Consider the following 22,353-nt stretch of genomic DNA (forward strand, 5'->3'; position numbering starts at 1 on the left):
CGCCCGGACCGCCGCCGAGCCATCCATTGGCCCCTCCCGCCCCGCCGTTCCCGCCTGCGGGGCTGGTGAGCGGCTTGCCGTTTCCGCCGGCCCCGCCGTCACCGCCATGTCCCCACAGGCCAGCCGACCCGCCGGCCCCGCCCGCCTGGCCGAGCCCGCCGGATCCACCGTTGCCGCCGTTGCCGATCAGCCAGCCGCCGTCACCGCCGGCCTGCCCGGTTCCCGGCGCCCCGTTGGCGCCGTTGCCGATCAGCGGACGGCCCGTCAGCAGCTTGACCGGACCGGGCGGCAACCCCAGGCTCTGGATTTCACCGAGCAATGTCGTCAGCGGGTCCGCGTTGGCCGCCTCCGTGGCCGAATACTGCCCCACACCCGCCGTCAACGACTGCACAAACTGGTCATGAAATAGCGTCGCCTGGGCGCTGAGCGCCTGAAACTCCTGGGCGTAATTGCCGAACACCTGAGAAATCGCCGCCGAAACCTCATCCTCGGCCGCGGCCAATACCGATGTCGTCGAGCCTGCCGCTGCCGCGTGGGCGGATTTGATCGCTGATCCGATCCCGCTTAAATCCGACGAAGCGATGGTGACGACTTCGGGAGATATCAAGACAAACGACATGCACGGCTCCTTTGTAAGGGAACTGCCACGAAGATCCACGGGTAGCCGAAAATCTACGCTTTCAGTTCGGAGTTTGGAAGCACTTTCGCTTAGCAAACTGCGTCGAATTTGTTGTGGCACCACGGTCGGATGGATGGTTCGCGAAATGGCTTACTGGGCCGGCGCGTGACGAATGCCGGATCGCGTCGGCTGATGGTTCGTTGCGCGAAGCCCTTGACCGAAATAAAGCAGGCAACCGCGGAGCCCCGCCACCTTATTTGACTTTTGGCCCCACACTGCTGCGGTATTGACGACCGGCGGCGCTCACACGTTCAACGGCAAACTGGCAATCGACGCCAAGGCGCATATGTCGTGGCTGCATAGGCAGAGAAATGACACCGCACCGTAGAAGCAGAATTAGTCGGGTAGGTGGGGCATTTCGAAGCCCGCGTCACGGCCGATCAATACGGCGGGCGTGAGCGCGGATTTCCCATATCGGCGGCGCACCCGGTCGATCGCGTCGTCGATTTCAAGTCGGCCCGCCTCCTCGCCGAACGGCAGCATCAGCTGCTGGGCGCCGCTGCGGTCGATCCCCGATACCGCGAACCCCACCAACGTCAGCCCGCGCTGCGCGATCAGGGGAGCCGCGGACGCGACCAGCTGCCGCGCGCCGGCCAGGATGGGCTGCGTCGAAGAAGTCGCCCACGGCAAGGTGTGCGAGCGCGTCGCCCGGCCGAAATCGTCGAAACGCAGGCGCAGCACCACTGTGCGGCCGGTGCGCCCGGCGGTGCGCATCCGGGCGGTGACCCGGTCGATCAGGTTCACCACCACGGCGTCGATCTCGGCGGCCGACATGCGATTGCCAGCGCGGCCCAGCGCCCGCTGCGCGCCCACGGACCGCCGCCGCACCCCGGTGGTCACCCGGCGGCGGTCGATGTTGCGGGACAGCGCATACAGCTGGCGGCCCATCGCGGACCCCAGCAGCGACGCCAGCGTCGACTCGCTGAGCTCGGCGACGTCGGCGACCGTCGCTAGGCCGTGCGCATGCAGCTTCTCGGCGGTCACCGCGCCGACGCCCCACAACCGGCGCACCGGCAACGGGCGCAGGAACGCCAACTCCTGATCGGGCGGCACCAGCAGCAGCCCGTCAGGCTTGGCCTCCTGGCTGGCCACTTTGGCGAGAAACTTCGTCCGCGCGATCCCGACAGTGATAGGCAGCCCGACGCGACTGCGCACGTCGGCGCGCAGCCGGTGCGCGATCTGGGTGGGGGTGCCGGAGACCCGGCGCAGCCCGCCGACATCCAGAAACGCTTCATCGACCGACAGCGCCTCCACGACCGGTGTGCAGTCACGGAACACCTCGAACACGGCGTCGCTGGCGCGGCTGTAGGCGTTCATCCGCGGCGGCACGACGACGGCGTGCGGGCACAGCCGCCGCGCCTGGGACCCGCCCATCGCCGTGCGCACGCCGTACGCCTTGGCCTCATAGCTCGCGGCCAGCACCACGCCGCCGCCGACGATCACCGGGCGGCCGCGCAACGTCGGGTCGTCGCGCTGTTCGACGGACGCGTAGAACGAGTCCAGGTCCGCGTGCAGAATGGACGCATCACACCGCACGAACATATGTTCGCACGGGGCTACGACGGAATCAGACGGTGGCGACCCGCTTCGCCCGGCTACGCCGCGCTTGCGATCGCCACTGTCCGATGGTGGCGACCCGCTTCGCCCGGCTACGCCGCGCTTGCGATCGCCACTTAACCCGTTTCGCCGTAGATGCTGGTGACCCAGATGTGGGTGAGGGTATCGACGACCCGGTCCTCGTCGACGGCCGGTTTCTCCGCCGCCAGCGCGGCCATCATCGTGCGTTCGTTCATCTGGTTCAGCGACGTCGCGAGGTCGACGGCGGGAATGGTCTCTGGGGCGGCACCGCGCGCCCGCTCCGCGGTGATCATCGCCGCGGTCTGGTCGATCCATTTCTGCATGAATCCCAGCCACACCGACCGGAGCTCGGAGCTGGTGGCCAGCGCCTCCGTCGCGGCGCGCGCCAACGTCCGGTGCGTGCTGAACGCCGTGTAGAACGCCTTGATGCCGTTACGCCACACGCGGCGCGGATCCTCGGGGAGGCGCTGCACGGCGCCGTCGAATTCGGAGTCGGCGCGCGCGATGACCGGCTCCAGCAGCGACAGCAGCACCGCCTCCTTCGACTTGAAATAGAAGTAGAAGGTCGGCCGGGAAAGGCCGGCGCCTTTGGCCAGGTCGTCGACCGAGATGGCATTGAACCCGCGCTCTTCGAGCAGGCGCTCGGCGGTCGCCAGGATCGCCTGCTCGCGTTCGTCCCCGGTGGGACGCAGGGCGCGGCGCCCGCGGAGGGCGCGAGTCGGGCCGACGGCAGTCACGGGCGTTACTTTACATGCAGTCGAAAGTTTCGACATGCCGTTGACTGGCTCAACAGTGTGTTGATAGCGTGGCCCCATGACTGAGCACCTCGACGTCGTCATCGTGGGGGCCGGCATCTCCGGCGTGAGCGCCGCCTGGCACCTGCAGGACCGCTGCCCGACCAAGAGCTACGCCATTTTGGAGAAGCGCGCGGCCATGGGGGGCACCTGGGATTTGTTCCGCTACCCGGGCATCCGTTCCGACTCGGACATGTACACGCTGGGCTTCCGCTTCCGTCCGTGGACCGAGCGCCAGGCCATCGCCGACGGCGGGCCGATCCTCGACTACGTCAAGGGCACCGCGGCCATGTACGGCATCGACAAGCACATCCGGCTCAACCACAGGGTGGTCAGCGCCGACTGGTCCAACGCGGAGAACCGCTGGACGCTGCAGGTCGAAAACAACGGCGTGCCAAGCACAATCACGTGCACGTTCCTGTTCTTGTGCAGTGGCTACTACAACTACGAACAGGGGTTCGCGCCGAAGTTCGCCGGCTCGGACGATTTCCAGGGCCCGATCATCCACCCGCAGCACTGGCCCGAGGACCTCGACTACACGGACAAGAACGTCGTCGTGATCGGCAGTGGCGCGACCGCGGTCACCCTGATTCCGGCAATGGCGGAGTCGGGTGCCAAGCACGTCACGATGCTGCAGCGGTCACCGACCTACATCGTCTCGCAGCCGAAGCGGGACAAGTTGGCAGAGCGGCTCAACCGCTTGCTGCCGGAGAAGCAGGCGTACACCGCGATTCGCTGGCGGAATGTGCTGCGCCAGGCGGCGCTTTACGCGGCCTGTCAGAAGTGGCCGCAGCGGATGCGAAAGATCCTGCTCGGCTTTGTGCAGCGCCAGCTTCCCGAGGGGTACGACGTGCAGAAGCACTTCGGCCCGCATTACAACCCGTGGGACCAGCGGCTGTGCCTCGTCCCCAGCGGCGACCTCTTTCGCGTCATCCGGAAGGGCAAGGCCGACGTGGTCACCGACACCATCGACCGATTCACCCCGACCGGCATCCGGCTCAACTCGGGTCAGGAGCTGCCCGCCGACATCATCATCACCGCAACGGGTTTGAACCTGCAGCTGTTCGGCGGCGCGACCGTGAGCATCGACGGGCAGCCGGTAGACCTGACCAAGACGATGGCTTACAAGGGCATGATGCTTTCCGGGCTGCCGAACATGGTCTACACCGTCGGGTACACCAACGCGTCGTGGACGCTGAAGGCCGACCTGGTGTCCGAGTTCGCGTGCCGGCTGCTGAACTACATGGACGACAACGGGTTTGACATCGTGGTGGTCGAGCACCCGGGTTCCGACGTCGAAGAGCGTCCGTTCATGGAATTCACTCCTGGCTACGTGCTCCGCTCGCTCGACGAGTTGCCCAAGCAGGGTTCACGCACGCCATGGCGGTTGAACCAGAACTACGTGCGCGACATCCGGCTGATCCGCCGCGGCAAGATCGCCGACGAGGGCCTGCGGTTCGCCAAAAGCCCCGCGGTCGTGTCGGTTTAGCCCGCAGCTGCGGTGACGACGATGCCGTCGTCGTCGCTGTAGGCGATATCGCCGGGCGCGAAAGTCACTCCGCCGAGGCTGATTTCGATGTCGCGCTCCCCAGCGCCGGTCTTGCTGCTCTTGCGGGGATTGGTGCCCAGCGCCTTGATGCCGATATCGATGCCCCGCAGCGCGGCGGCGTCACGCACCGCGCCGTTGATGACCAGCCCGGCCCAGCCGTTGGAGCGGGCCAATTCGGCGATGACGTCGCCGACGAGCGCGGTGTGCAGCGAACCGGAGCCGTCGATCACGAGTACCCCGCCGTTGCCCGGCCCCGAGAGCACCGACTTCAGCAAGGCGTTGTCCTGGAAGCAGCGCACGGTGCTGATGGGCCCGGCGAATTCCGAGCGGCCGCCGAACTGGCGGAATTGAAGGTCGCAGCTGCGTACGTCGGGGCCGATGGCGTCGACGAGGTCGGCGGTCGGCCGAAATGAAACCGCCACCTCAGCGGCGCCGCAGCTGCCGGATCAGCAGGATCGCCAGTAGGCTGAGCGCCACGGCCACGATCAGCGGCACCGGGGATTGGCCGGGTGCGGCCGGCGGCGCCTGGGGCGCGACCGGGTTGTTGGCGCCCTCCACGGTCGACTTTGCTTGTGCGGCAGCGTCTTTGGCGGCGGCGGCGAGTTCACCGTTGGTCTCGATCCGCTGCTGTATGCCGAGGGGCGGCGCAGGCGGCGCAGCTTTGGCGGGGGCCTTCTTGGCGGGCGCTTTTTTGGCAGCCGCCTTTTTCGCCGGGGCCTTCTTCGCAGGTGCCTTTTTAGCGGGCGCTTTCGCCGTCTTCTTGGCGGCCTTGGCGGGAGGTTTCTTCTCCGGTGGTGTCGAAGCGCCGTCGGGTTCGCTGTTGGGTTGGTCCTGCGGGTCTGCCATGCGGCCGCTCCTTTGCAGCTCTCTAGAGTTCTTTCGCGCGGGCCGGGTTGCTCGCGTCCCATCATGCCAGGAGGCGCGGGACGGCCTCGCCGGCCAGGGCGCTCAGGGTCTGCGGCGCACCGCCCACCAGCCGCCGGCGGCGACCAGGGCCACGGCCGCCACCGCGAACGGCCATGCCGGAATGCCCCCGCCGCCGTCGGGACCCGCCGTGGGCGGTCCGGGCGTTCCGGTGCCGGGGACCGTCAGCCGAAACGACCAGGACCCCGACACCACGTGGCTATCCGCGGACGTCACGCGGTAATTCACCGTGTAGGTGCCGGCCGGGCCGAGCGGCCGCACGCCGACGCCGACGACCGCGCCCTGCACGCTGGGTTCCCCGCTCGACCACTGGTTGCCGTCGGGTCCGACGACGGTCATGGCCGCGAACGTCGTCTGCAACCGCTCGTTGAACGTCGCGGTCACCCGGGCGGGACCGGTCGTTAAAACCGCATTGTCCGGAGGGTCGGCGGACAACCGCGCCGCGTGCGCGGACGCCGGTTGGGCGGTGAAGATCGCGGTCGACATCATGGCGGCCAGCAGCAGGCCTGCCCAGGCGGCGAGCGCCCGGCGCGTCATGCCCGGCGGCGGACCAGGGCGAGGGTCACACCCAGGACGGCCAGCGCCAGCGCCGCGCCGCCCAGCACGCGCGCGGTGGTGTCCGATGACCTCGGCGGCGCGGCGGCCGCAGGGTGGTGGTCGTGCGGTGCCACGGCCGTCGCGCTGAGCGTCAACGCGGGTGCTGGGTGTTCCGGCTCACCGCCGCCTGGCAGCGGCGGCTGGTCCCACTTCACGACCGTGCCGTCGGAATACGTCTGGGTGGCCGGGAAGCTGACGGTGTCGGAGTCGGGCAGTTGCACCGAGATCCGGAACAGCGCGAATTGGTCCGGTGCGATCCCGGCGTTGGGCGCGGCGGTCCAGGTCACCGAGCGGACGGTCCCGGCCGCCACGTCGCGGTCCAGCCGGGCCGTCCATCCGGGAACGGTTTCGGTGCTCGCCGCGGCCACGTTAGGCAGGCCGACGGTCAGCGCGGTGGTCGCCGCACCCGTATTGGATTCGTTGGGCACCTGGAAGGTGACGATCGCCATGGCGCCGCGGACCGGGTTGTCGCTGCTGGCGTGCACGTGCGCCCACGCCGTCGGGATGCCCGCCGCCGAAGCGAGATAGAGCGCTGCGACCGCGATCAGGACGCGCGCGGCGGTCACGTCAGTCCGAGGCGCGCCATCAGGTCCGCCTCGATGCCGTCGAGCTGCGACGAGATCGCCGCGTGCGCCGCCCGCCGTCGCGCGGCCGGCATGTTCTCCGCGGCGGTGACGGCCGCCGAGAGGTCGCTGAGCCGTTCGGTGATGGCGCTGACGAACTGCTTGGTCTCGGCGTCCTTGGGCTTCTTTTCCTGCACCACCCGCAGCGACTTCTCCGACCCGGCGATCCGGGCCGACAGTTGGGCGCCCTGTCCGGAGAACTGGCCGATCTGCGCCAACGGGACGCCCAGCTGATCGGCGCGCCGCTGGTCGATCACCGCGCGGGCGGCCATGGCGCCGCGATAGATCAGCGGCGTCAGGATGGGCGCGAGCAGCCGAGATACGGTCAGCACCCGGCGGATCCGAGTCGGCGACAGCAACTTGCCCTCCCGTGCGGTCTTGAGCTCGGCCTCGGCGACCTTCAACGCCGTGCGGTCGCTGTCCCGCTGCGATTTGATCTGTGCCTTGAGGGCCTTTTCGGCGGCGCGCCGGTCGGCTTTGAGCCGGCGGGCGTCGTTCTTGGCGGCCAGCTTGGCCTCGAGCTTGGCGCGGGCCTTGATCGCTCGGGCCTCGGCGCGACGCGTCGCGCGACTCTTTCGCTTGCGGAACAGGCCCATTGCCGGCCGCCTCCCGATAATCTCGCTGGCTTCGTCGTCCATCGCTCGCGTGTGCGCGATCCGAAAGCCAACCCTAATCGGCATGCGCCGACGGCAGCCGTTCAGGTCGGGGCCGTGCAGCCGGCCGGGCCCGACCGTCCGCTAGGCGTCCAGGTGTTCGGCGCGGCGCAGCTCCTTGACCCGCTCCACGACGTCCTGCTGTGCCTGCGGGGACAACCCGACGGCGGCCAGGGCGATGCGGCGCACACCGTCATCGCGCATCGTCGCCAGCCAGGACAACTCCTTGTCGAGCTTCTCGTAGTACTCGTCGTCGGTGAAGTAGGCCGGCTTGATCCGGAAGAAGTTGGCCAGGGCGGCCATGGTCGCCGACGAAGGGTTGGTGCGGTTGCCCGAACGTAGCTGGGACAGGTAGGGAGCCGACATCGTGATGCCCTCCGCCTTGAGTGCCGCGATCACCTCCGCCGAGGTGTGCGGCCCGCGCCCTGGTGGATACACCGTGTCGAACAAGCGATTCAGGCGGGCGGCGAACGTCGTGCTCATCGATATGACCTCCACTTGGCTGTAGAAGTGAACTATTGCCGAGGTGTATTTGCTGATCATCGTACCGGCGGTTTGGGGCCGCATCCAGGTGCAAACCCCGGGTGGTTGGGTACCGGCATTGCTGACAGCTGCCGAATACCCACTCGACGAGCGTCTAACTAATTCGCTGGGGTGTCCACTAAATAACCGAAACTCACAGGTTATCCGCAGCGTTCGGGGTCCGGCCGGGCGTGGCGGGCGCTCGGCACCACGGAGGGACGCGCGCCTCGACCGAGGATGCTAGGCGATTGCACGGCAACCAGCGCGCAACGCCCGTCCGTCGCCGACAACCTTTGCTGTCAAGTCGGTGACACGCCCGCAAAACGGGCCGTGGGTGCACCTAATTGCCCCCGGAAGGTACCCCTGGGGCGATTCGGGGTCGCGACAGCGTAGGGAAGTGGCGCCGACGGCACTCTAGCCGACGTCCGGTGCCCCCCCGGCGGGTGCGGCCTCCTTCCGGCGCCGCCGCAGAGTTTGCGCCGCGACCACCGCGGCGGCGACCAGCACGATGGCGACGGTCACCGCGATGGCCACCGAGCGCAGTCCCAGCGCGGTGTCGAACAGCATCCAGAGGCCGAACATCAGGAACAGCAGCCCGGCCATGGCATGCAGCAGCTGCTGGGGAAGACGCCGATGCAGCAACGTCCCAGCCGCGATCGCCAGTCCGTCGGCAAGAACCATCCCCAAGGTGGAGCCGACCCAGACGCCGGTCCAGTCGTGATCGCTGGCCAACGAGACGGTCGCGAGCGACGTCTTGTCGCTCAGCTCGGCGAGCACGAAGGACGACACCACGGTCAGGAGCGCGAAACGGGATTCCCCCTTCGTCGAGACCGTCTCGCAGCCCGCCGTCCCCTCGCGCCAGGCCCACAGGGCGAAGATCAGGAACGCGATCGCCGACGCGAACGCCATCGGGCGCGCGGGGAGGGTGGTGCCGAGGAAATGGCCGATCCCCACGGTCACCCCGTGCACCAGGCAGGCCGCGATCGCCACGCCGGTGAGCACCACCCACCATCGGTAGCGCAGCGCGAAGGTCATGGTGATCAGCTGGGAGCGGTCGCCGAGTTCGGCGAGGAAAACCACCCCGAGGGTTAAGAGCGTGGCGGCGAGCATGGCAGGCGACCTTTCGACACGTGTCGGTGCCTTGCGGGTCACCGAACATCGGTCGAAGGTCTCGCCCACCGGACCAGAGGGACCGGTTCGCCGGCCGGGCTATGCGCCAGTATGTCGACTCGACGATTTGGGGCTACTCCCCTTCGCTAACGGTTCACAGGCTAGCGGGCGGGTCGGGCGAGCGGAAGAAAGGCGGCCGATTTCGGCCAGCCGTATTCTGGGATTTGAATTCCCTTACGCGGCAAGCAGCATCGCCAGGATCGCCGTGTCCGGATGGCTGATCGGGTCGACGCCTACCCGGCTCACCATCGACGTGATGGTTCCGTCGGCCTCCGCCTCCACCCACGCGGCCCGGTGCTCCAATCCCAGGTACGGCAGTCCCGGCAGCAGCACGCACCCGGACGCGGCACCGTTGCATTCCGGCAACGAGGGCGTGGTTTCCGACGGCGGATGCAGCATCAGCAATGCCGGGGGCTGATGGTCCGCGAAATACCCTGGCTGGATGGCGGATTCGCCGAAGACGGTGCCCTCGGCCAGCACCAGGCCCACGGTGCCCGGTTCGGGTTCGTCGGGCAACTCCTCGCGGGCACCGAACACCGTTGTGGTGGAAAGCAATCCGGGCAGCGACGCGACCCGGACCGCCACCATCAGCAGTTGGGCCCACTCCTTGGTCGAATCGGGCCAACGCCCGGAGATCACAAACCCCTTAAGGGCACCGCGGGCATGAAAGGGTGCTACCCCTATCGGTCGATCCGACCCGGTTTCCATCTCGACCTCCGCGCGACGCCTCGTTTCGAATAACCACGCTGGTAGCTCGAATAATTAAGCATGCCTGCGCCTTCGGCGCCTTGCAACCCGACACGGTCACTGGCGTACATCTTTTCAAAGTGCCCAAATTCACGCCCGATAAACGACGGGAGCGCCGCGCAATCCGCGCGACGCTCCCGCCGTTTCGAGATGAAGTCAGCCAGCGATCAGTCCCTGGGTCTTGGAGGTCGCGGCCGCATAGCGGTCCTGCACATCCGCCCAGTTCACCACGTTCCAGAACGCCTTGGCGAAGTCGACCTTGACATTCTTGTACTGAAGGTAAAAAGCGTGCTCCCACATGTCGAGCAGCAGCAGCGGCACGATCCCGAGTGGGAAATTCGACTGGTGGTCGTACACCTGGAAGATCAGCAGCTTGTTACCCAGCGTGTCCCAGCCGAGCGCCGCCCAGCCCGACCCCTGCACGGTGGTGGCAGCGGCATGAAACTGCGCCCGGAAGTTGTCGAATGACCCGAACGCGTCGTCGATCGCCGCGGCGAGCTCTCCGGTCGGCTTGTCACCGCCGTTCGGGGAAAGGTTCTTCCACCAGATGGTGTGATTGACGTGACCGCCCAAGTTGAACGCCAAGTTCTTCTCGTTCAACAGGATCGCGGCGTGATCTCCCTTGGCCCGCGCCTCTTCGAGTTTCTCCAGGGCGTCGTTGGCGCCTTTGACGTAGGTGGCGTGGTGTTTGTCGTGATGAAGTTCGTTGATTTGACCGGAGATGTGCGGTTCCAGCGCACCGTAATCCCAATCCAAGTCCGGCAAGTTGTATACAGCCACTGCATTCCTTTCTTCGGTTATCGTCTTGGCGCTCCTGCGCGGGGCTGCCACGCGGCGGCCAGCCGTAATCAACCCTGCTCCATGACCGCGCGCGCCGCAAGAACGGCCGCTAGCGAGGGGTACCCGGTGGGCGTTGGTTCAAGACAAGACGATGACGACGAGGACGGCGAGCAGCGCCAGCGCGACCAGCGCGGCGCGCAAGGCGGCGACGCTGTAGCTGTGATTGCAGGCGGGCGAGCCGGAATACGAGTTCGACGGGGCCGGCGAACCCGGACCAAACGAATGCGTGGCCATCAAGCGCCTTTCACCTGCACGTCCACCTCGCCCAAGTGAGGTGAGTCACAACGATTTTTCGTGACGGTGATCATAACCCCTCGCACTCCGGTTGGAAAACGCACTGGGTAACCGCGTGCCGGAGAAGTGCGGAGCGGGCGGGCACCGGCGATCCCGACGGGGTGATCTGGGGGTGCGTAGCGGGGCAATGCATTTCGCTCTGGTAGCCGACAGGGTTGTTTATGGCACAGCCGTACCACCCGCGCGTTATCCACAGATGCGGTCCGCGGCAGTCGGTAAAGGCCGTGTTGACGCCGTACATACCCAAGGTCTGATTGTGGATAAACCTGTGGAAACTGTGGATAGCCATATGCAACTGTTGGTGTTGCCGCAACCGCTCGAGGTCTCCGCCCGCGGCTTGCGCGGCCTGCATTCTCGCCAGCGCTACCCTGGTCCGGTGATTCAGGTGTGCTCCCAGTGCGGCACGCGGTGGAACGTGCGCGACCGGCGCCGCGACTGGTGCCCACGCTGCCGCGGGGCGCTGATGGCGCCCGGGCCGGACACACCGTCACCCGACCCGCGATGGAGTGCCGCGGGCACCCCGCTGCCGCCCAGGCCGCCCGCGGCTCCGGCGTGGCAGCGCACGGCGCCGCGCCTGCCGCCCGGATTCCGGTGGATCGCGGTGCGTCCCGGCGCCGCGCCGCCGCAGCGCCGCGGACGTCGGCTCCTGGGACCCACGCCGCGCTACGCCGTCATCCCGCGCTGGGGGTTGGCGGACCGCGTCGATCAGGCGCCGACGGCGGCGGCCGAAAAGCCTTCCCAGACAAGGCCATCCGCACCGCTCGTGCGCACCACGTTGTTTTTGAGCGTGCTGATTCTGAGCGCGGCTGCACTGGTGTACGTCGCACGGTATGCGTTGTTGGTGTACAACCGGAACACCCTGCTGAACACGGTCGTGGCCGTCATCGCCGACTGGCTCGGGGTGCTGGCCAGCGTGGCGGCGATCGCGGCGGTGACCGTCTCCGCGGTGGTGCTGGTCCGGTGGCTGATCGCGCGACGGGCCGCCGCCTTCGCGCACCATGGGCTGCCGGAGCCGCGTTCCGTCCGGGCGCTGTGGGCGGGCTGCTTGGCGCCGTTCGCGAACCTGCTGTGGGCGCCGGTGTACGTCATCGAACTGGCGACCGTCGAAGAGCATTACGCCCGCGCGCAAAGACCGATCGTGCAGTGGTGGATCGCGTGGCTGGCCAGCTACCTGGTTTCGATCTTCGCCATCGCCACCAGCTTCGCCACCGATGCCCAGGGCATCGCGAACAACACCGTGCTGATGGTTTTCGCCTACCTGTTCGCGGCGGTCACCGTCGCCGCGATCGCCCGGGTATTCGAAGGCTTCGAGCGCAAACCGGTAGCCCGTCCCGCGCACCGCTGGGTGATCGTCGAACCGGACCGTCCCGCTGACCGCAAGTCGAGCGCTCCGGTTGAGTTGGCGGGGCAGGAACCGGCAGCATAGGGATATGACGTGGGCCGACGAGGTGCTCGCCGGGCATCCCTTTGTCGTTGCCCACCGCGGTGCTTCGGCCGCCCGTCCCGAACACACCTTGGCTGCCTACGATCTCGCGCTCAAGCAGGGCGCCGACGGCGTGGAATGCGACGTGCGCCTGACCCGCGACGGCCACCTCGTCTGCGTTCATGACCGCCGCCTGGATCGGACCTCGACGGGAGCCGGTTTGGTCAGCACGATGACGCTCGCCCAACTGCGCGAGCTCGAATACGGCGCCTGGCACGACAGCTGGCGTGAGGACGGCACGCACGGCGACACCAGCCTGCTGACGTTCGACGACCTCGTTTCGCTCGTCCTGGACTGGCACCGGCCGGTCAAGATCTTCGTCGAGACCAAACACCCGGTCCGGTACGGCTCGCTGGTGGAAAACAAGCTCCTGGCCCTGCTCCATCGCTACGGCATAGCCGCGCCCGCATCCGCGGACCGTTCCCGCGCGGTGGTCATGTCGTTTTCGGCGGCGGCGGTCTGGCGCATCCGGCGGGCCGCGCCGTTGTTGCCGACGGTGTTGCTCGGAAAAACGGCTCGGTACTTGGCGAGCAGCGCGGCCACGGCCGTCGGCGCCACCGCCGTCGGGCCGTCGTTGGCGACGTTGAAGGACTATCCGCAACTGGTGGACCGGGCCGTCGCGCAGGGCAGGGCCGTCTACTGCTGGAACGTCGACGAGTACGAGGACATCGACTTCTGCCGCGACGTCGGCGTGGCCTGGCTGGCCACCCACCACCCGGGTCGCACCAAGGCCTATTTGCAGCGGGCGCGCGCCGCCGACGGCAGCATCTGATCAGCCCGGCACCGGCGCGTCGGAGGCCAGCGCGTCGAACAGCCTGCCGGCGGCCTCGTGGTCCCACACCACGACCGCGCCGGCGTCGCCGGTGGTGAACTCGCCGATCGGGACGGTCAGCGCGGTCGTCGGCCCGTGCAGCGCCCAGCCGAGCCGGGCCAAATCCCACACGTGGTCGCCCCGATCGACGGTCATCGCGCCCGCGGCCGTGCGGGGCACCGAGTACCAGCGCAGCGGGTCGAGCCACACGGCCGGGCTGGCGGCGCGGTGCAGCAGCGCGGACAGGAACTCGCGCTGGTTGGCCATCCGATCCAGATCCGCGCGGGGGGTGTCCCGCGTCCGGACGTACCCGAGGGCGTCGCGGCCGGACAGTCTCTGGCAGCCGGCCGGCAGGTCGATGCCGGCCAACGGGTCGTTGATCGGAGCGGTCGGGCACACGGTGATGCCGCCCAGGGCGTCGACCACGCTCGCGAATCCGCCGAATCCGATCTCGAGGTAGTGATCGAGGCGCAACCCGGTCGCGCGCTCCACGGTCTGGGTCAGCAGGGGAGCCCCGCCGATCGCGAACGCCGCGTTGATCTTGTCCTTGCCATGGCCGGGGATGGGCACATACGAGTCGCGCGGGATCGACACCATCGCCGCCGGAGTGCTCGACCGGAACTCGGGCACGTGCACCAGCAGGATCGTGTCCGTCCGGCTGCTGCCCACATCGCCGCCGGTCGCCAGGTCCTGCTGCTGCTCGGCGGTGAGGCCCTGCCGGCTGTCCGAGCCGACGATCAGCCAGTTCGTCCCGCGGCCGGCCGCGGGCCGGTCGGGATAGTCGGTCAGCGCCTGTTCGCGGCGCAGCGTGGTGTCGAACCACATGGCGCCGCCGACGATCCCGGCGCCGGCGAGCAGCGCACCGATCAAGACGGTGAACGCCACTGCCCGGACCCAGCGGCGCCGGCCGCGGGTGCGGCGGGCCCTCGGGCCGACCGGCCGTGGTGGCGGAGGCGACGGGGCAGGTGGTGGCGCGGAACGCCGCAGCGGGGTGGTCGGCGGGTCGGCGGGCGGCCCGGTGGCACGGCGGATCGCCTGCGGCGGCTCGGGCCGGCGCGGCGGCACCGGCCGTTGGGGCGAGCGGTCGCCGTTCACCCGGATAACGTACGTGCAGGCGCTACCGGCGGGCTCGCAGCCCGTTGATGAACGGGCAACCCATCAGCACCCGGATCGCCTGGCGCAGCCCCGTCATGTCGTCGACCGGCTTGTGGAACGGCAGCCGGACGTCGTGGTCGCCGTCGTAACCCTCGATGCGGAACCGCACGCCGTATCGGTCGAGTCCGAGCGGGCGAACCTGGCCGCGGCGCACGCCCGGCGGCAGCCTCGACACCAGCCGCGCGACGACGTCGTTGTGGACGGTATCGAGGTGCCACAGCAGGCTCGACTCGATCTCGCAGAAGGGATCGGGACGGGCGGCGAGCAGATCGGCCACGCTGACCGGCTCGGCGCCGGTGGCGTCGGTGACGACCACCGAGTCGATCCCCAGCCGCAGCAGCCGGTACCGAGGCCCTCCCGTGCATGCCGCCGACCGCGGGGTCTCCACCTCTAGCAAGGCCGGATTCGGGTCTTCGGCGGCGATCAGGTCCAGCGTGTCGGTCACCGCGTCGTCCGGGACCTCCTGGAGGCGGCCGCGCACCCACACCAACGAACGGACCGGCTCGCGCACGGGCAGCGGCGCATAGTCCGTCAGCTCCAGCAGCGCCTGCGATCCGGAGATCAGGCGGTCGCGCGACGCGGGGAGGACGACCGCGAAGGATCCGTCGGCCAGCAGGTGGTGCACCGGGGTGGCGATGGGGTCCGCGCCCTCGATGGCCAGGAGCGCGCCGGCTGCCTTGGCGCAGGCGCTGCGGATGCGTTCTGCGGTCGTCGGTGCGGGGTGGCTCAGCGAAAGCATCGGACTCCTTGGTGAATTAGGTAAGCCTAAGTTAACTTACGACCCATCCCGTCGCAAGACCCGTTTGACGTGGCGCGCCGTTAGGGTTGGGGCGTGGTCCGCATCGCATACCTGGGTCCCGAAGGGACGTTCACGGAGGCGGCGCTGCTGCAAATCACGGCCGCCGGCCTCGTCCCCGACCAGGGACCGGGCGCCGTGCGCACGATGCCGATCGAGAGCACGCCCGCGGCGCTGAACGCGGTCCGCGACGGCGACGCCGACTACGCGTGCGTGCCGATCGAGAACTCGATCGACGGCTCGGTGATACCCACGCTGGATAGCCTGGCGATCGGCTCGCCCCTGCAGGTGTTCGCCGAGACCACCCTGGACGTGGCCTTCAGCATCGTCGTCAAGGCGGGTCTCGGCGCGGCCGACGTCCGCACGCTGGCGGCGTTCCCGGTGGCGGTGGCGCAGGTGCGGCAGTGGCTGGCCGCCCACCTGCCCGGCGTGGAGCTGCGGCCGGCCTACTCCAACGCCGACGCGGCGCGCCAGGTGGCCGAGGGACAGGCCGACGCCGCGGTCACCTCGCCGCTGGCCGCCGAGCATTGGGGGCTGGGGTCGCTGGCCGACGGCGTCGTCGACGAGCCCAACGCCCGAACCCGCTTCGTCCTGATCGGGCTGCCGGGGCCGCCGCCGGCCCGCACCGGAGCGGATCGAACGTCGGTGGTGCTGCGCATCGACAACGTGCCGGGGGCGCTGCTGTCCGCGCTGGCCGAATTCGGCATCCGCGGCATCGACCTGACCCGGATCGAATCCCGGCCGACCAGAACGGAACTCGGAACCTACCTGTTCTTCGCCGATTGTGTCGGCCACATCGACGACGGCGCGGTCGCCGAGGCACTCAAGGCGCTGCACCGTCGTTGTGCGGATGTGAGATACCTGGGTTCCTGGCCGACGGGATCGGCCGCCGGTGTGCTGCCGCCGCCGGAGGACGAGGCGGCGCGCTGGCTCGCGCGGCTGCGCGAAGGCAAGCCCGAGCAGAGTTTCGAGACCGGGGGGTCGGAGCGATGAGCGGTCGCTTGGTGTTGTTGCGGCACGGGCAGTCCTACGGCAACGTCGAGCGCCGGCTCGACACAAGGCCGCCCGGGGCCGAGCTGACGCCGTTGGGCCGCGACCAGGCCCGCGCATTCGCCCGCGGCTCGGGGCGCCCGGCGATGCTCGCGCACTCCGTGGCCACGAGGGCGTCGCAGACGGCCCAGGTGATCGGGGCCGAACTCGAGATGGGCGCCGTGCAGTTCTCCGGGATTCACGAGGTGCAGGTCGGCAAGCTGGAAGACCGCAGCGACGACGAGGCGGTCGCGGAATTCAACGCGATCTACGAGCAGTGGCATCGCGGCGATCTCGACGTGCCCCTGCCGGGCGGGGAGACCGGCAACGACGTCCTGGACCGCTACGTGCCGGTGCTGACCGAGCTGCGGCTGCGCTACCTCGACGACGACGGCTGGAACGGCGACATCGTCGTCGTCAGTCACGGCGCGGCGATCCGGCTGGCCTCCGCGGTCCTGGCCGGGGTGGATGGCAATTTCGCGCTGGACAACCACCTGGAGAACGCCGATTCGGTGGTGCTCGCCCCGATCACCGACGGGCGGTGGAGCTGCGTGCGCTGGGGGTCCTTGACGCCGCCGTTCTACCCCCAGGCCGACGCGAGCCCGGTCGCCGACGCGGTCGGCTCAAGCACCGATCCGATGGGCTGACGGCTCTTCCGCACACGCGCAGCCGACGGCGTCGCAGTCGACGACGAACGTGTGCACCACCAGCTCGGGGCTGTCGCAGTCCGGCTCGGTGCACTCCCATCGGTGCAACGAATGACGAATGATGGTGCCGTGGCAGTGGTCTAAGCCCGCCCGGCACTCGCGGCACTCAGCGCTCATGACCCGTTCATAACATCCGGTCCGAACGAAATCGGGTTGCCGCGCCCGTCAGGCCCAGCCCAGTTCCTCCAGCCGGTTGTCGTCGATGCCGAAGTGGTGGGCGATTTCGTGGATCACCGTGATCGCCACCTCCTCGACGACATCGTCGTCGGAGTCGCAGACGTCCAGCAGCGCCTCGCGGTAGATCGTGATGGCGTCCGGCAGCGAGCCGGCGTAGTCGGAGTCGCGCTCCGTCAGCGCCACCCCTTCGTACAGTCCGAGCAGTTCGGCGTCCTCGGGGTGGCGGTCCTCGACGAGCACGACGACGTTGTCCATCGCGGCGGCCAATTCGGGCGGGATCAAATCGAGCGCATCGGAGACCAGCTCGTCGAACCGGCGCGGATCCATCCGCACGGGCACGCGGCTAGCCCGCCGGGGCCGGCGCCGGTTCAGCCGGCGCGGGTGGTGGCGCCTCCGCCGGCGGGTTGGGCGCCGGCGGCGCCGGGTTGGCCGGTGGGGGCGCCCCGCCGTCCTGCGGGGGCGGGACGTCCTGCGGGGCCGGGGCCTGCGTTGCGGGCGCTTGCGGTTGCGTTACGACCGGCTGCTGCCCGGGCAGGTGCTGGTTGTTCGGCGGTATGGCGTCGGGCGCGGTGCTGGCCGGGGTGGGCTGGCTCGGCGCCTGAACCGGGATCGGCGGCATCGTCAGCCGCTCCTCGGGAATGTCGGGTGGGGCGATCGGCGCCTGGCCGTTGATCAGCAGCTTGCCCTTGGCGCTGTTCACCAGCGTGGCCCAGCCGCCGTTGCCCAGCGTGGCGCCGATGCTGCACGCGACCTCGCGGCTACCCGCCGACCAACTCGGCAGCGACACGGTCGGGTAGATCAGCGTCAGGGTGGTGGTGCGCAGTTTGGTCGGCGCCAGGTAGGCGTCCGTCATCTTGGTGCACGCGTCCTTGATGAACCCGTCCTGGTCGGGCTCGGCGGGCAGCGGACCTTGAAACTTCTCGGCCAGGTTCACCGTGCCGGTGACTTCCATCGCGTGCGGCGTCGCGCAGTCGACCGGCACATCCGTGGGCTGGTTGATCGCCGGGTCGATGCCCAGGCAGGTGCCGGTGGGCCAGACCTTGGACTGGTCAACGTCGGCGACCTTGCCCTTGAACGCCTGCTGCTGGTTGTTGGCGCCGGGGAGTTGCAGGCCGCACAGCATGCGGCGGTCACCGGACTGGCGCCAGGCTCGGTCACCGGCCCACAGCAGGCTGACCATGAACTTGCTGTTGGGATCGAACTTGGGGCCGAGGTAGTTGTGGACCGCGGGCTCGCATTGTTCCTGGGTCATCTGCTGGATCCGGGCGGGCGACGGGGGAGCGGCACTGGGCCCGTACTCCGAGCCGGGGAAGGTCCGCATGTCGACGGACTCGGCGACCTCGAACTTGTGGTCCTCGGTGCAGTTGACGATGCTCGCGGACTCGGGGGTGGCGTCCGGCCACATCAGGCAGTCGCCGCCTTTGGCGCGATTGAACGCGGCGTCGCTCTTGGTTCCGGTGCTGGGCACCGGGTCGATGTAGCCGGCCAGCCGCCCCGGGCCGCCGCCGACTGGGATCGCGGTGACCAGCCCGGCGATCAGCAGGCCGCCGAGCGCGGTCAGCAACAGCGCCCGCCTGGTCGCCGTCGCCTGCAACCCGCGCGGCCAGCGGAAGCTGCTCGGCGGTTGTTTCGTCGCGTCGTCGCGGGAGCCGGCGTTCTCCGAACTGGAGGCGCTGGCTTCCGAAACTTCCTTCTCCGGCGCTTGCGACATCGGCTCCATTCTGACAGGGCCCCCTGAGTGAGGTGACAAAAGTTACTGATGTGGTATGTGGGGCCGGCGTTGGCGGGTGCTCTGCCATCTCGTCGGGGCCGCAAAAGTAGTGTCGGGGCCGTGATCGACCTGAAGCTGCTCCGGGAAGACCCCGATGCCGTGCGCCGTTCGCAAGTCAGCCGTGGCGAGGACCCGGCCCTCGTGGACGCCCTGCTAGCCGCCGACGCCGCGCGCCGCTCGGCGATTTCGGCCGCCGACGGCCTGCGCGCCGAACAGAAGGCCGCCAGCAAGAGCGTGGGCGCCGCTTCGCCCGAGGAACGTCCGGGCCTGCTGCAGCGCGCCAAGGAGCTCGCCGAGCAGGTGAAGGCCGCGGAGGCCGCGCAGGCCGACGCCGAGGCGGCCTTCACCGCGGCACACATGGCGATCTCGAACGTCGTCGTTGACGGGGTGCCCGCCGGCGGCGAGGACGACTACCGCGTGCTGGACATCGTCGGCGAGCCGCCGGTGATCGAAAACCCCAGGGACCACTTGGAACTCGGCGAGTCGCTGGGCCTCATCGACATGCAGCGCGGCGCCAAGGTGGCCGGCTCGCGGTTCTACTTCCTGACCGGCCGGGGCGCCCTGTTGCAGCTCGGCCTGCTGCAGCTGGCGCTGCGGCTGGCCGTCGACAACGGCTTCGTCCCGATGATCCCGCCGGTGCTGGTGCGCCCGGAGGTGATGGCGGGCACTGGATTTCTAGGCGCCCACGCCGAGGAGGTGTACCGGGTCGAGGCCGACGACCTCTACCTGGTGGGGACCTCCGAGGTGCCGCTGGCCGGCTACCATTCCGACGAAATCCTGGACCTGTCCGGCGGCCCCCGCCGCTACGCGGGCTGGTCCTCGTGCTTCCGGCGGGAGGCCGGCAGCTACGGCAAGGACACCCGCGGCATCATCCGGGTGCACCAGTTCGACAAGGTGGAGGGCTTCGTCTACTGCACCCCCGCCGACGCCGAGGCCGAACATCAGCGGCTGCTGGGTTGGCAGCGCGAGATGCTGGCCCTGATCGAGGTGCCGTATCGGGTGATCGACGTGGCCGCGGGAGACCTCGGCTCGTCGGCGGCGCGCAAATTCGACTGTGAGGCATGGGTTCCCACCCAGGGGACCTACCGCGAGCTGACGTCGACGTCGAACTGCACGACGTTTCAGGCGCGCCGGCTGGCGACGCGCTACCGGGACGACAACGGCAAGCCGCAGATCGCCGCCACGCTCAACGGCACGCTCGGCACCACCCGATGGCTGGTGGCGATCCTGGAGAACCACCAGCGGCCCGACGGCAGCGTGCGGGTGCCGGCCGCGCTGGTGCCGTTCGTCGGCACCGAACTGCTCGAGCCCTAACCGACGCCGGCGAAGGTGGGGCTGCCCGCCTCCAGCGGCACGCGGGCGGCGCGCGCGGTGAAGCTGATCGCGTGATACCAGCCGCACAGCATGGTGAGGTCCAGAATCTCGCGTTCGTCGAACTCGTCGCGCAGCGCCGCCCACAGAGCGTCGGCGATGTCGCGGTGGTCGCACAGCGCGTCGACCGCGCGAATCAATAGCCGATCGCGCTCGGCGGCCCAGCACGGATCGTCGGGGCTCCCATGGGTCAGGGAGCGGATCTGGCCGCGGTCGAGGCGCGCCTTTTCCGCGAAGAAGGCGATGTGCACGCCCCATTCGTACTCGCACGCACACCGCGCGCAGGTGCGGTCGATGACGATCTCGCGGTCGCGCAGCGACAGCGACAGCGCGCGGCTCAGCTCGTAGCTGCCCCACAGCGTCATGGCCTCGGCCATGGGCAGGTTGCGCACCACGGTCCGAAACAACGCGATCGGCGGCACGCCCGGCGGCATCATCTTGTCCAGCTGAGCGGCCACCGCCGGCTCGTAGGGGGGTTCGAGTCCGCCGATCCGAGGCGTTACTATTTCCGTAACCATGAAAGACGAAACTACGTTACGGAAATCGAAACGTCAATCGGGGGTCCGCCCGGGCACCCCAGTGCGCGGGTCGACGACGGGGCGTCCGCTGATGGCCGCCCTCGACCTGCTCGGGCGGCGCTGGTCGCTGCGCATCCTGTGGGAGCTTCGGGACGGCCCGCTCGGGGCACGCTCGTTGCGCGACCGCTGCGACGGCATGTCGCCCAGCGTTCTTTATGACCGCCTCGGCGAGCTGACCGACGCCGGCCTCGTCGTCCAACGGGACGACCAGAGCTACGAGCTGAGCGAGGTGGGCCGCTCGCTCGGCAAGGCCCTGACCCCGCTGGAGCGCTGGGCCGCGCGATGGGCCGAGACGGCTCGCTGAGTCAGGCGTTCACCGGCTCGCGGCTGCGCTCGTGGCGGCGCACCCGTTCCGCCGTGGCGAAGTACCAGGCCAGCGGGAAGGAAAAGCTGGTGAAGAAGCTGGCCACGAAGAACAACCACGGGCGCCGCACGCCGCGCCGGTAGCCGTCCACGATCGTAAACACCGGCAGCAGAATCACATTCGCGATGATGTAGTCCTGGCTACCCGAACCCGCCGCCGGGTTGCCGAACTGCTGCGCCAGGAAGTGCGGGTAGCTGGCCGGACCCGAGACGATGCTGCCCTCGCCGTGCGCCGCGAGCACGAAGTGGATGTTGAAGTACCAGCCCAGCACGATCGAGGCGATGCCCGCCGCGTAGTACACGAGTTCCAGCGGCGAGAACCACGGTCCGTCGGCGGGTTTGGCGTAAATCTTCGGGTTCGACGCGATAATCCAGCCGATGACGGCGATCCCGAGGATTGCGTGAATGTAGAGCCAGATCATGGGCGAAGTGTCACCCTGATCCCGAAGTTTTGTCAATATTGACACACAAACCCTGGGGTACCTTACTGAGCATGGTCAGGCCCGCGCAGACGGCGCGCAGCGAACGCACCCGGGAGGCGCTGATACAGGCCGCCCTGGTGCGGTTCCTCGCGCAGGGCGTCGAGGAGACGTCGGCCGAGCAGATCGCGGCGGATGCGGGGGTGTCGCTGCGGACGTTCTATCGCCACTTCCGGTCCAAGCACGACCTGCTGTTTGCCGACTACACCGGGTTGAACTGGTTCCGCGCCGCGCTGGACGCCCGGCCCGCCGACGAACCGATCATCGATTCCGTGCAGTCGGCCGTCTTCTCGTTCCCGTATGACGTTGAGGCCGTGACGAAGATTGCCGCGCTGCGAGGTGGCGAGATCGATCCCGGCCGCATCGTCCGCCACATCCAGGAAGTGCAGGCCGACTTCGCCAACGCCATCCAGGAGCAGCTGCACCGGCGTAGCTGCGCCGCGGCCGCCACGCCGGACGCCCGGCTGCGCGCCGCGGTCACCGCACGCTGCATCGCGGCCGCGGTGTTCGGTGCGATGGAGTTCTGGATGCTCGGCGACGATCGGTCGCTGGGCGAGCTGGCGCGGGTATCCCATGTCGCGCTCGAGTCGCTGCGGGCCGGCATCACCGACGCCTGGACCTGACCCCGGTTTCGTCATAATTGACAAAACTTCGCGGGCATGC

Annotated in this window: 26 protein-coding genes and 2 pseudogenes; 8 read left to right on the top strand and 20 right to left on the bottom strand. The window is 68.9% G+C overall.

Going from position 1 to position 22,353, the window contains the following annotated elements; genetic code table 11:
- The 3 genes from AWB92_RS20430 to AWB92_RS20440 form a co-directional block, all read right to left on the bottom strand.
- The coding region (locus AWB92_RS20430; protein WP_142282213.1) for a PE family protein at positions 1-619 on the bottom strand (619 nt) is incomplete at its 3' end.
- Between the two features lie 396 nt (positions 620-1,015).
- Positions 1,016-2,221, bottom strand: a complete 1,206-nt coding sequence (gene dinB, locus AWB92_RS20435; protein WP_085188881.1) for a DNA polymerase IV — start codon at positions 2,219-2,221, stop codon at positions 1,016-1,018.
- 131 nt (positions 2,222-2,352) lie between these two features.
- Entirely contained in the window at positions 2,353-2,994 is a 642-nt protein-coding gene (locus AWB92_RS20440) for a TetR/AcrR family transcriptional regulator (RefSeq protein WP_085188883.1), read from the bottom strand.
- A gap of 76 nt (positions 2,995-3,070) precedes the next feature.
- Here AWB92_RS20440 and AWB92_RS20445 point away from each other — a divergent pair, with 76 nt between their 5' ends.
- A complete protein-coding gene (locus AWB92_RS20445) occupies positions 3,071-4,540 on the top strand; it encodes an NAD(P)/FAD-dependent oxidoreductase (RefSeq protein WP_085188885.1) in 1,470 nt (489 codons plus the stop codon).
- Here the strand turns inward: AWB92_RS20445 and rraA are convergent.
- The 10 genes and pseudogenes from rraA to AWB92_RS30090 all read right to left on the bottom strand — a co-directional run bounded on the left by rraA (position 4,537) and on the right by AWB92_RS30090 (position 10,910).
- The gene (gene rraA, locus AWB92_RS20450; protein WP_085188887.1) at positions 4,537-5,022 is read right to left on the bottom strand and encodes a ribonuclease E activity regulator RraA; all 486 of its coding nucleotides are present in this window, start codon (positions 5,020-5,022) and stop codon (positions 4,537-4,539) included. The genes AWB92_RS20445 and rraA overlap by 4 nt on opposite strands.
- A gap of 1 nt (position 5,023) precedes the next feature.
- Positions 5,024-5,446, bottom strand: coding sequence for a nucleoid-structuring protein H-NS (locus AWB92_RS20455; protein ID WP_085188889.1), 423 nt, complete (start codon positions 5,444-5,446; stop codon positions 5,024-5,026).
- Positions 5,447-5,548: 102 nt separating this feature from the next.
- Positions 5,549-6,061, bottom strand: coding sequence for a copper resistance CopC family protein (locus AWB92_RS20460; RefSeq protein ID WP_085188891.1), 513 nt, complete (start codon positions 6,059-6,061; stop codon positions 5,549-5,551).
- Complete coding sequence (locus tag AWB92_RS20465; RefSeq protein WP_241523536.1) at positions 6,058-6,669, bottom strand: YcnI family protein; 612 nt, start codon at positions 6,667-6,669, stop codon at positions 6,058-6,060. Before AWB92_RS20465 ends, AWB92_RS20460 begins: the two co-directional genes overlap by 4 nt.
- Before the next feature lie 14 nt (positions 6,670-6,683).
- Entirely contained in the window at positions 6,684-7,340 is a 657-nt protein-coding gene (locus tag AWB92_RS20470; RefSeq protein WP_068187568.1) for a DUF6474 family protein, read from the bottom strand.
- Between the two features lie 141 nt (positions 7,341-7,481).
- On the bottom strand, positions 7,482-7,880 hold the full coding sequence (locus AWB92_RS20475; protein ID WP_066930409.1) for a helix-turn-helix transcriptional regulator: 399 nt from the start codon (positions 7,878-7,880) through the stop codon (positions 7,482-7,484).
- Between the two features lie 498 nt (positions 7,881-8,378).
- Positions 8,379-9,029 (bottom strand): annotated as a pseudogene (locus AWB92_RS20480) (TMEM165/GDT1 family protein); the annotation flags it as partial.
- A gap of 234 nt (positions 9,030-9,263) precedes the next feature.
- On the bottom strand, positions 9,264-9,797 hold the full coding sequence (locus tag AWB92_RS20490) for a peptidase (protein ID WP_067150612.1): 534 nt from the start codon (positions 9,795-9,797) through the stop codon (positions 9,264-9,266).
- A gap of 195 nt (positions 9,798-9,992) precedes the next feature.
- The gene (locus tag AWB92_RS20495; protein ID WP_067150615.1) at positions 9,993-10,616 is read right to left on the bottom strand and encodes a superoxide dismutase; all 624 of its coding nucleotides are present in this window, start codon (positions 10,614-10,616) and stop codon (positions 9,993-9,995) included.
- Between the two features lie 138 nt (positions 10,617-10,754).
- Positions 10,755-10,910: a hypothetical protein gene (locus tag AWB92_RS30090; protein ID WP_173817455.1), complete on the bottom strand. Its 156-nt coding sequence runs from the start codon at positions 10,908-10,910 to the stop codon at positions 10,755-10,757.
- A gap of 436 nt (positions 10,911-11,346) precedes the next feature.
- Here AWB92_RS30090 and AWB92_RS20500 point away from each other — a divergent pair, with 436 nt between their 5' ends.
- On the top strand, positions 11,347-12,396 hold the full coding sequence (locus AWB92_RS20500; protein ID WP_085189056.1) for a DUF4328 domain-containing protein: 1,050 nt from the start codon (positions 11,347-11,349) through the stop codon (positions 12,394-12,396).
- A 4-nt stretch (positions 12,397-12,400) separates the two neighbouring features.
- Entirely contained in the window at positions 12,401-13,225 is an 825-nt protein-coding gene (locus AWB92_RS20505; protein ID WP_068103366.1) for a glycerophosphodiester phosphodiesterase, read from the top strand.
- Here AWB92_RS20505 and AWB92_RS20510 read toward each other — a convergent pair whose 3' ends face one another.
- Both AWB92_RS20510 and AWB92_RS20515 read right to left on the bottom strand, forming a co-directional pair.
- Positions 13,226-14,359 (bottom strand): LCP family protein, encoded by a 1,134-nt coding sequence (locus AWB92_RS20510; RefSeq protein WP_085188899.1) that lies wholly within the window; start codon positions 14,357-14,359, stop codon positions 13,226-13,228.
- Positions 14,360-14,381: 22 nt separating this feature from the next.
- Positions 14,382-15,158 carry a DUF2470 domain-containing protein gene (locus AWB92_RS20515; RefSeq protein WP_085188901.1) on the bottom strand — a complete coding sequence of 259 codons (777 nt, stop codon included), beginning with the start codon at positions 15,156-15,158 and terminating at the stop codon, positions 14,382-14,384.
- Positions 15,159-15,251: 93 nt separating this feature from the next.
- Between AWB92_RS20515 and pheA the strand changes: the two genes are divergently transcribed.
- Positions 15,252-16,208 carry a prephenate dehydratase gene (pheA, locus tag AWB92_RS20520; protein ID WP_085188903.1) on the top strand — a complete coding sequence of 319 codons (957 nt, stop codon included), beginning with the start codon at positions 15,252-15,254 and terminating at the stop codon, positions 16,206-16,208.
- The gene (locus AWB92_RS20525; protein WP_085188905.1) at positions 16,205-16,891 is read left to right on the top strand and encodes a histidine phosphatase family protein; all 687 of its coding nucleotides are present in this window, start codon (positions 16,205-16,207) and stop codon (positions 16,889-16,891) included. Before pheA ends, AWB92_RS20525 begins: the two co-directional genes overlap by 4 nt.
- On the opposite strand, the gene AWB92_RS20530 is transcribed toward AWB92_RS20525, so the two are convergent.
- From AWB92_RS20530 to AWB92_RS20540, 3 genes and pseudogenes are all read right to left on the bottom strand, one after another.
- The gene (locus tag AWB92_RS20530; RefSeq protein ID WP_085188907.1) at positions 16,868-17,068 is read right to left on the bottom strand and encodes a hypothetical protein; all 201 of its coding nucleotides are present in this window, start codon (positions 17,066-17,068) and stop codon (positions 16,868-16,870) included. The two genes, AWB92_RS20525 and AWB92_RS20530, sit on opposite strands and share 24 nt — an antisense overlap.
- A pseudogene (locus AWB92_RS20535) lies at positions 17,065-17,467 on the bottom strand (metallopeptidase family protein). Before AWB92_RS20535 ends, AWB92_RS20530 begins: the two are co-directional and overlap by 4 nt.
- 4 nt (positions 17,468-17,471) lie before the next feature.
- Positions 17,472-18,848 carry a septum formation family protein gene (locus AWB92_RS20540; protein WP_085188909.1) on the bottom strand — a complete coding sequence of 459 codons (1,377 nt, stop codon included), beginning with the start codon at positions 18,846-18,848 and terminating at the stop codon, positions 17,472-17,474.
- Between the two features lie 111 nt (positions 18,849-18,959).
- Here AWB92_RS20540 and serS point away from each other — a divergent pair, with 111 nt between their 5' ends.
- Positions 18,960-20,213: a serine--tRNA ligase gene (gene serS, locus AWB92_RS20545; protein WP_085188912.1), complete on the top strand. Its 1,254-nt coding sequence runs from the start codon at positions 18,960-18,962 to the stop codon at positions 20,211-20,213.
- Here the strand turns inward: serS and AWB92_RS20550 are convergent.
- On the bottom strand, positions 20,210-20,728 hold the full coding sequence (locus AWB92_RS20550; protein WP_206601306.1) for a carboxymuconolactone decarboxylase family protein: 519 nt from the start codon (positions 20,726-20,728) through the stop codon (positions 20,210-20,212). The genes serS and AWB92_RS20550 overlap by 4 nt on opposite strands.
- A 58-nt stretch (positions 20,729-20,786) precedes the next feature.
- Here AWB92_RS20550 and AWB92_RS20555 point away from each other — a divergent pair, with 58 nt between their 5' ends.
- The gene (locus AWB92_RS20555) at positions 20,787-21,152 is read left to right on the top strand and encodes a helix-turn-helix domain-containing protein (protein WP_085188916.1); all 366 of its coding nucleotides are present in this window, start codon (positions 20,787-20,789) and stop codon (positions 21,150-21,152) included.
- A 1-nt stretch (position 21,153) separates the two neighbouring features.
- Here AWB92_RS20555 and AWB92_RS20560 read toward each other — a convergent pair whose 3' ends face one another.
- Positions 21,154-21,633 (bottom strand): DUF2834 domain-containing protein, encoded by a 480-nt coding sequence (locus AWB92_RS20560; protein WP_068188565.1) that lies wholly within the window; start codon positions 21,631-21,633, stop codon positions 21,154-21,156.
- Between the two features lie 71 nt (positions 21,634-21,704).
- Here AWB92_RS20560 and AWB92_RS20565 point away from each other — a divergent pair, with 71 nt between their 5' ends.
- Positions 21,705-22,313: a TetR/AcrR family transcriptional regulator gene (locus tag AWB92_RS20565; protein WP_085188918.1), complete on the top strand. Its 609-nt coding sequence runs from the start codon at positions 21,705-21,707 to the stop codon at positions 22,311-22,313.
- Positions 22,314-22,353: the final 40 nt, after the last annotated feature.

The organism is Mycobacterium sp. IEC1808, assembly GCF_002101935.1.
Lineage (GTDB): Bacteria > Actinomycetota > Actinomycetes > Mycobacteriales > Mycobacteriaceae > Mycobacterium.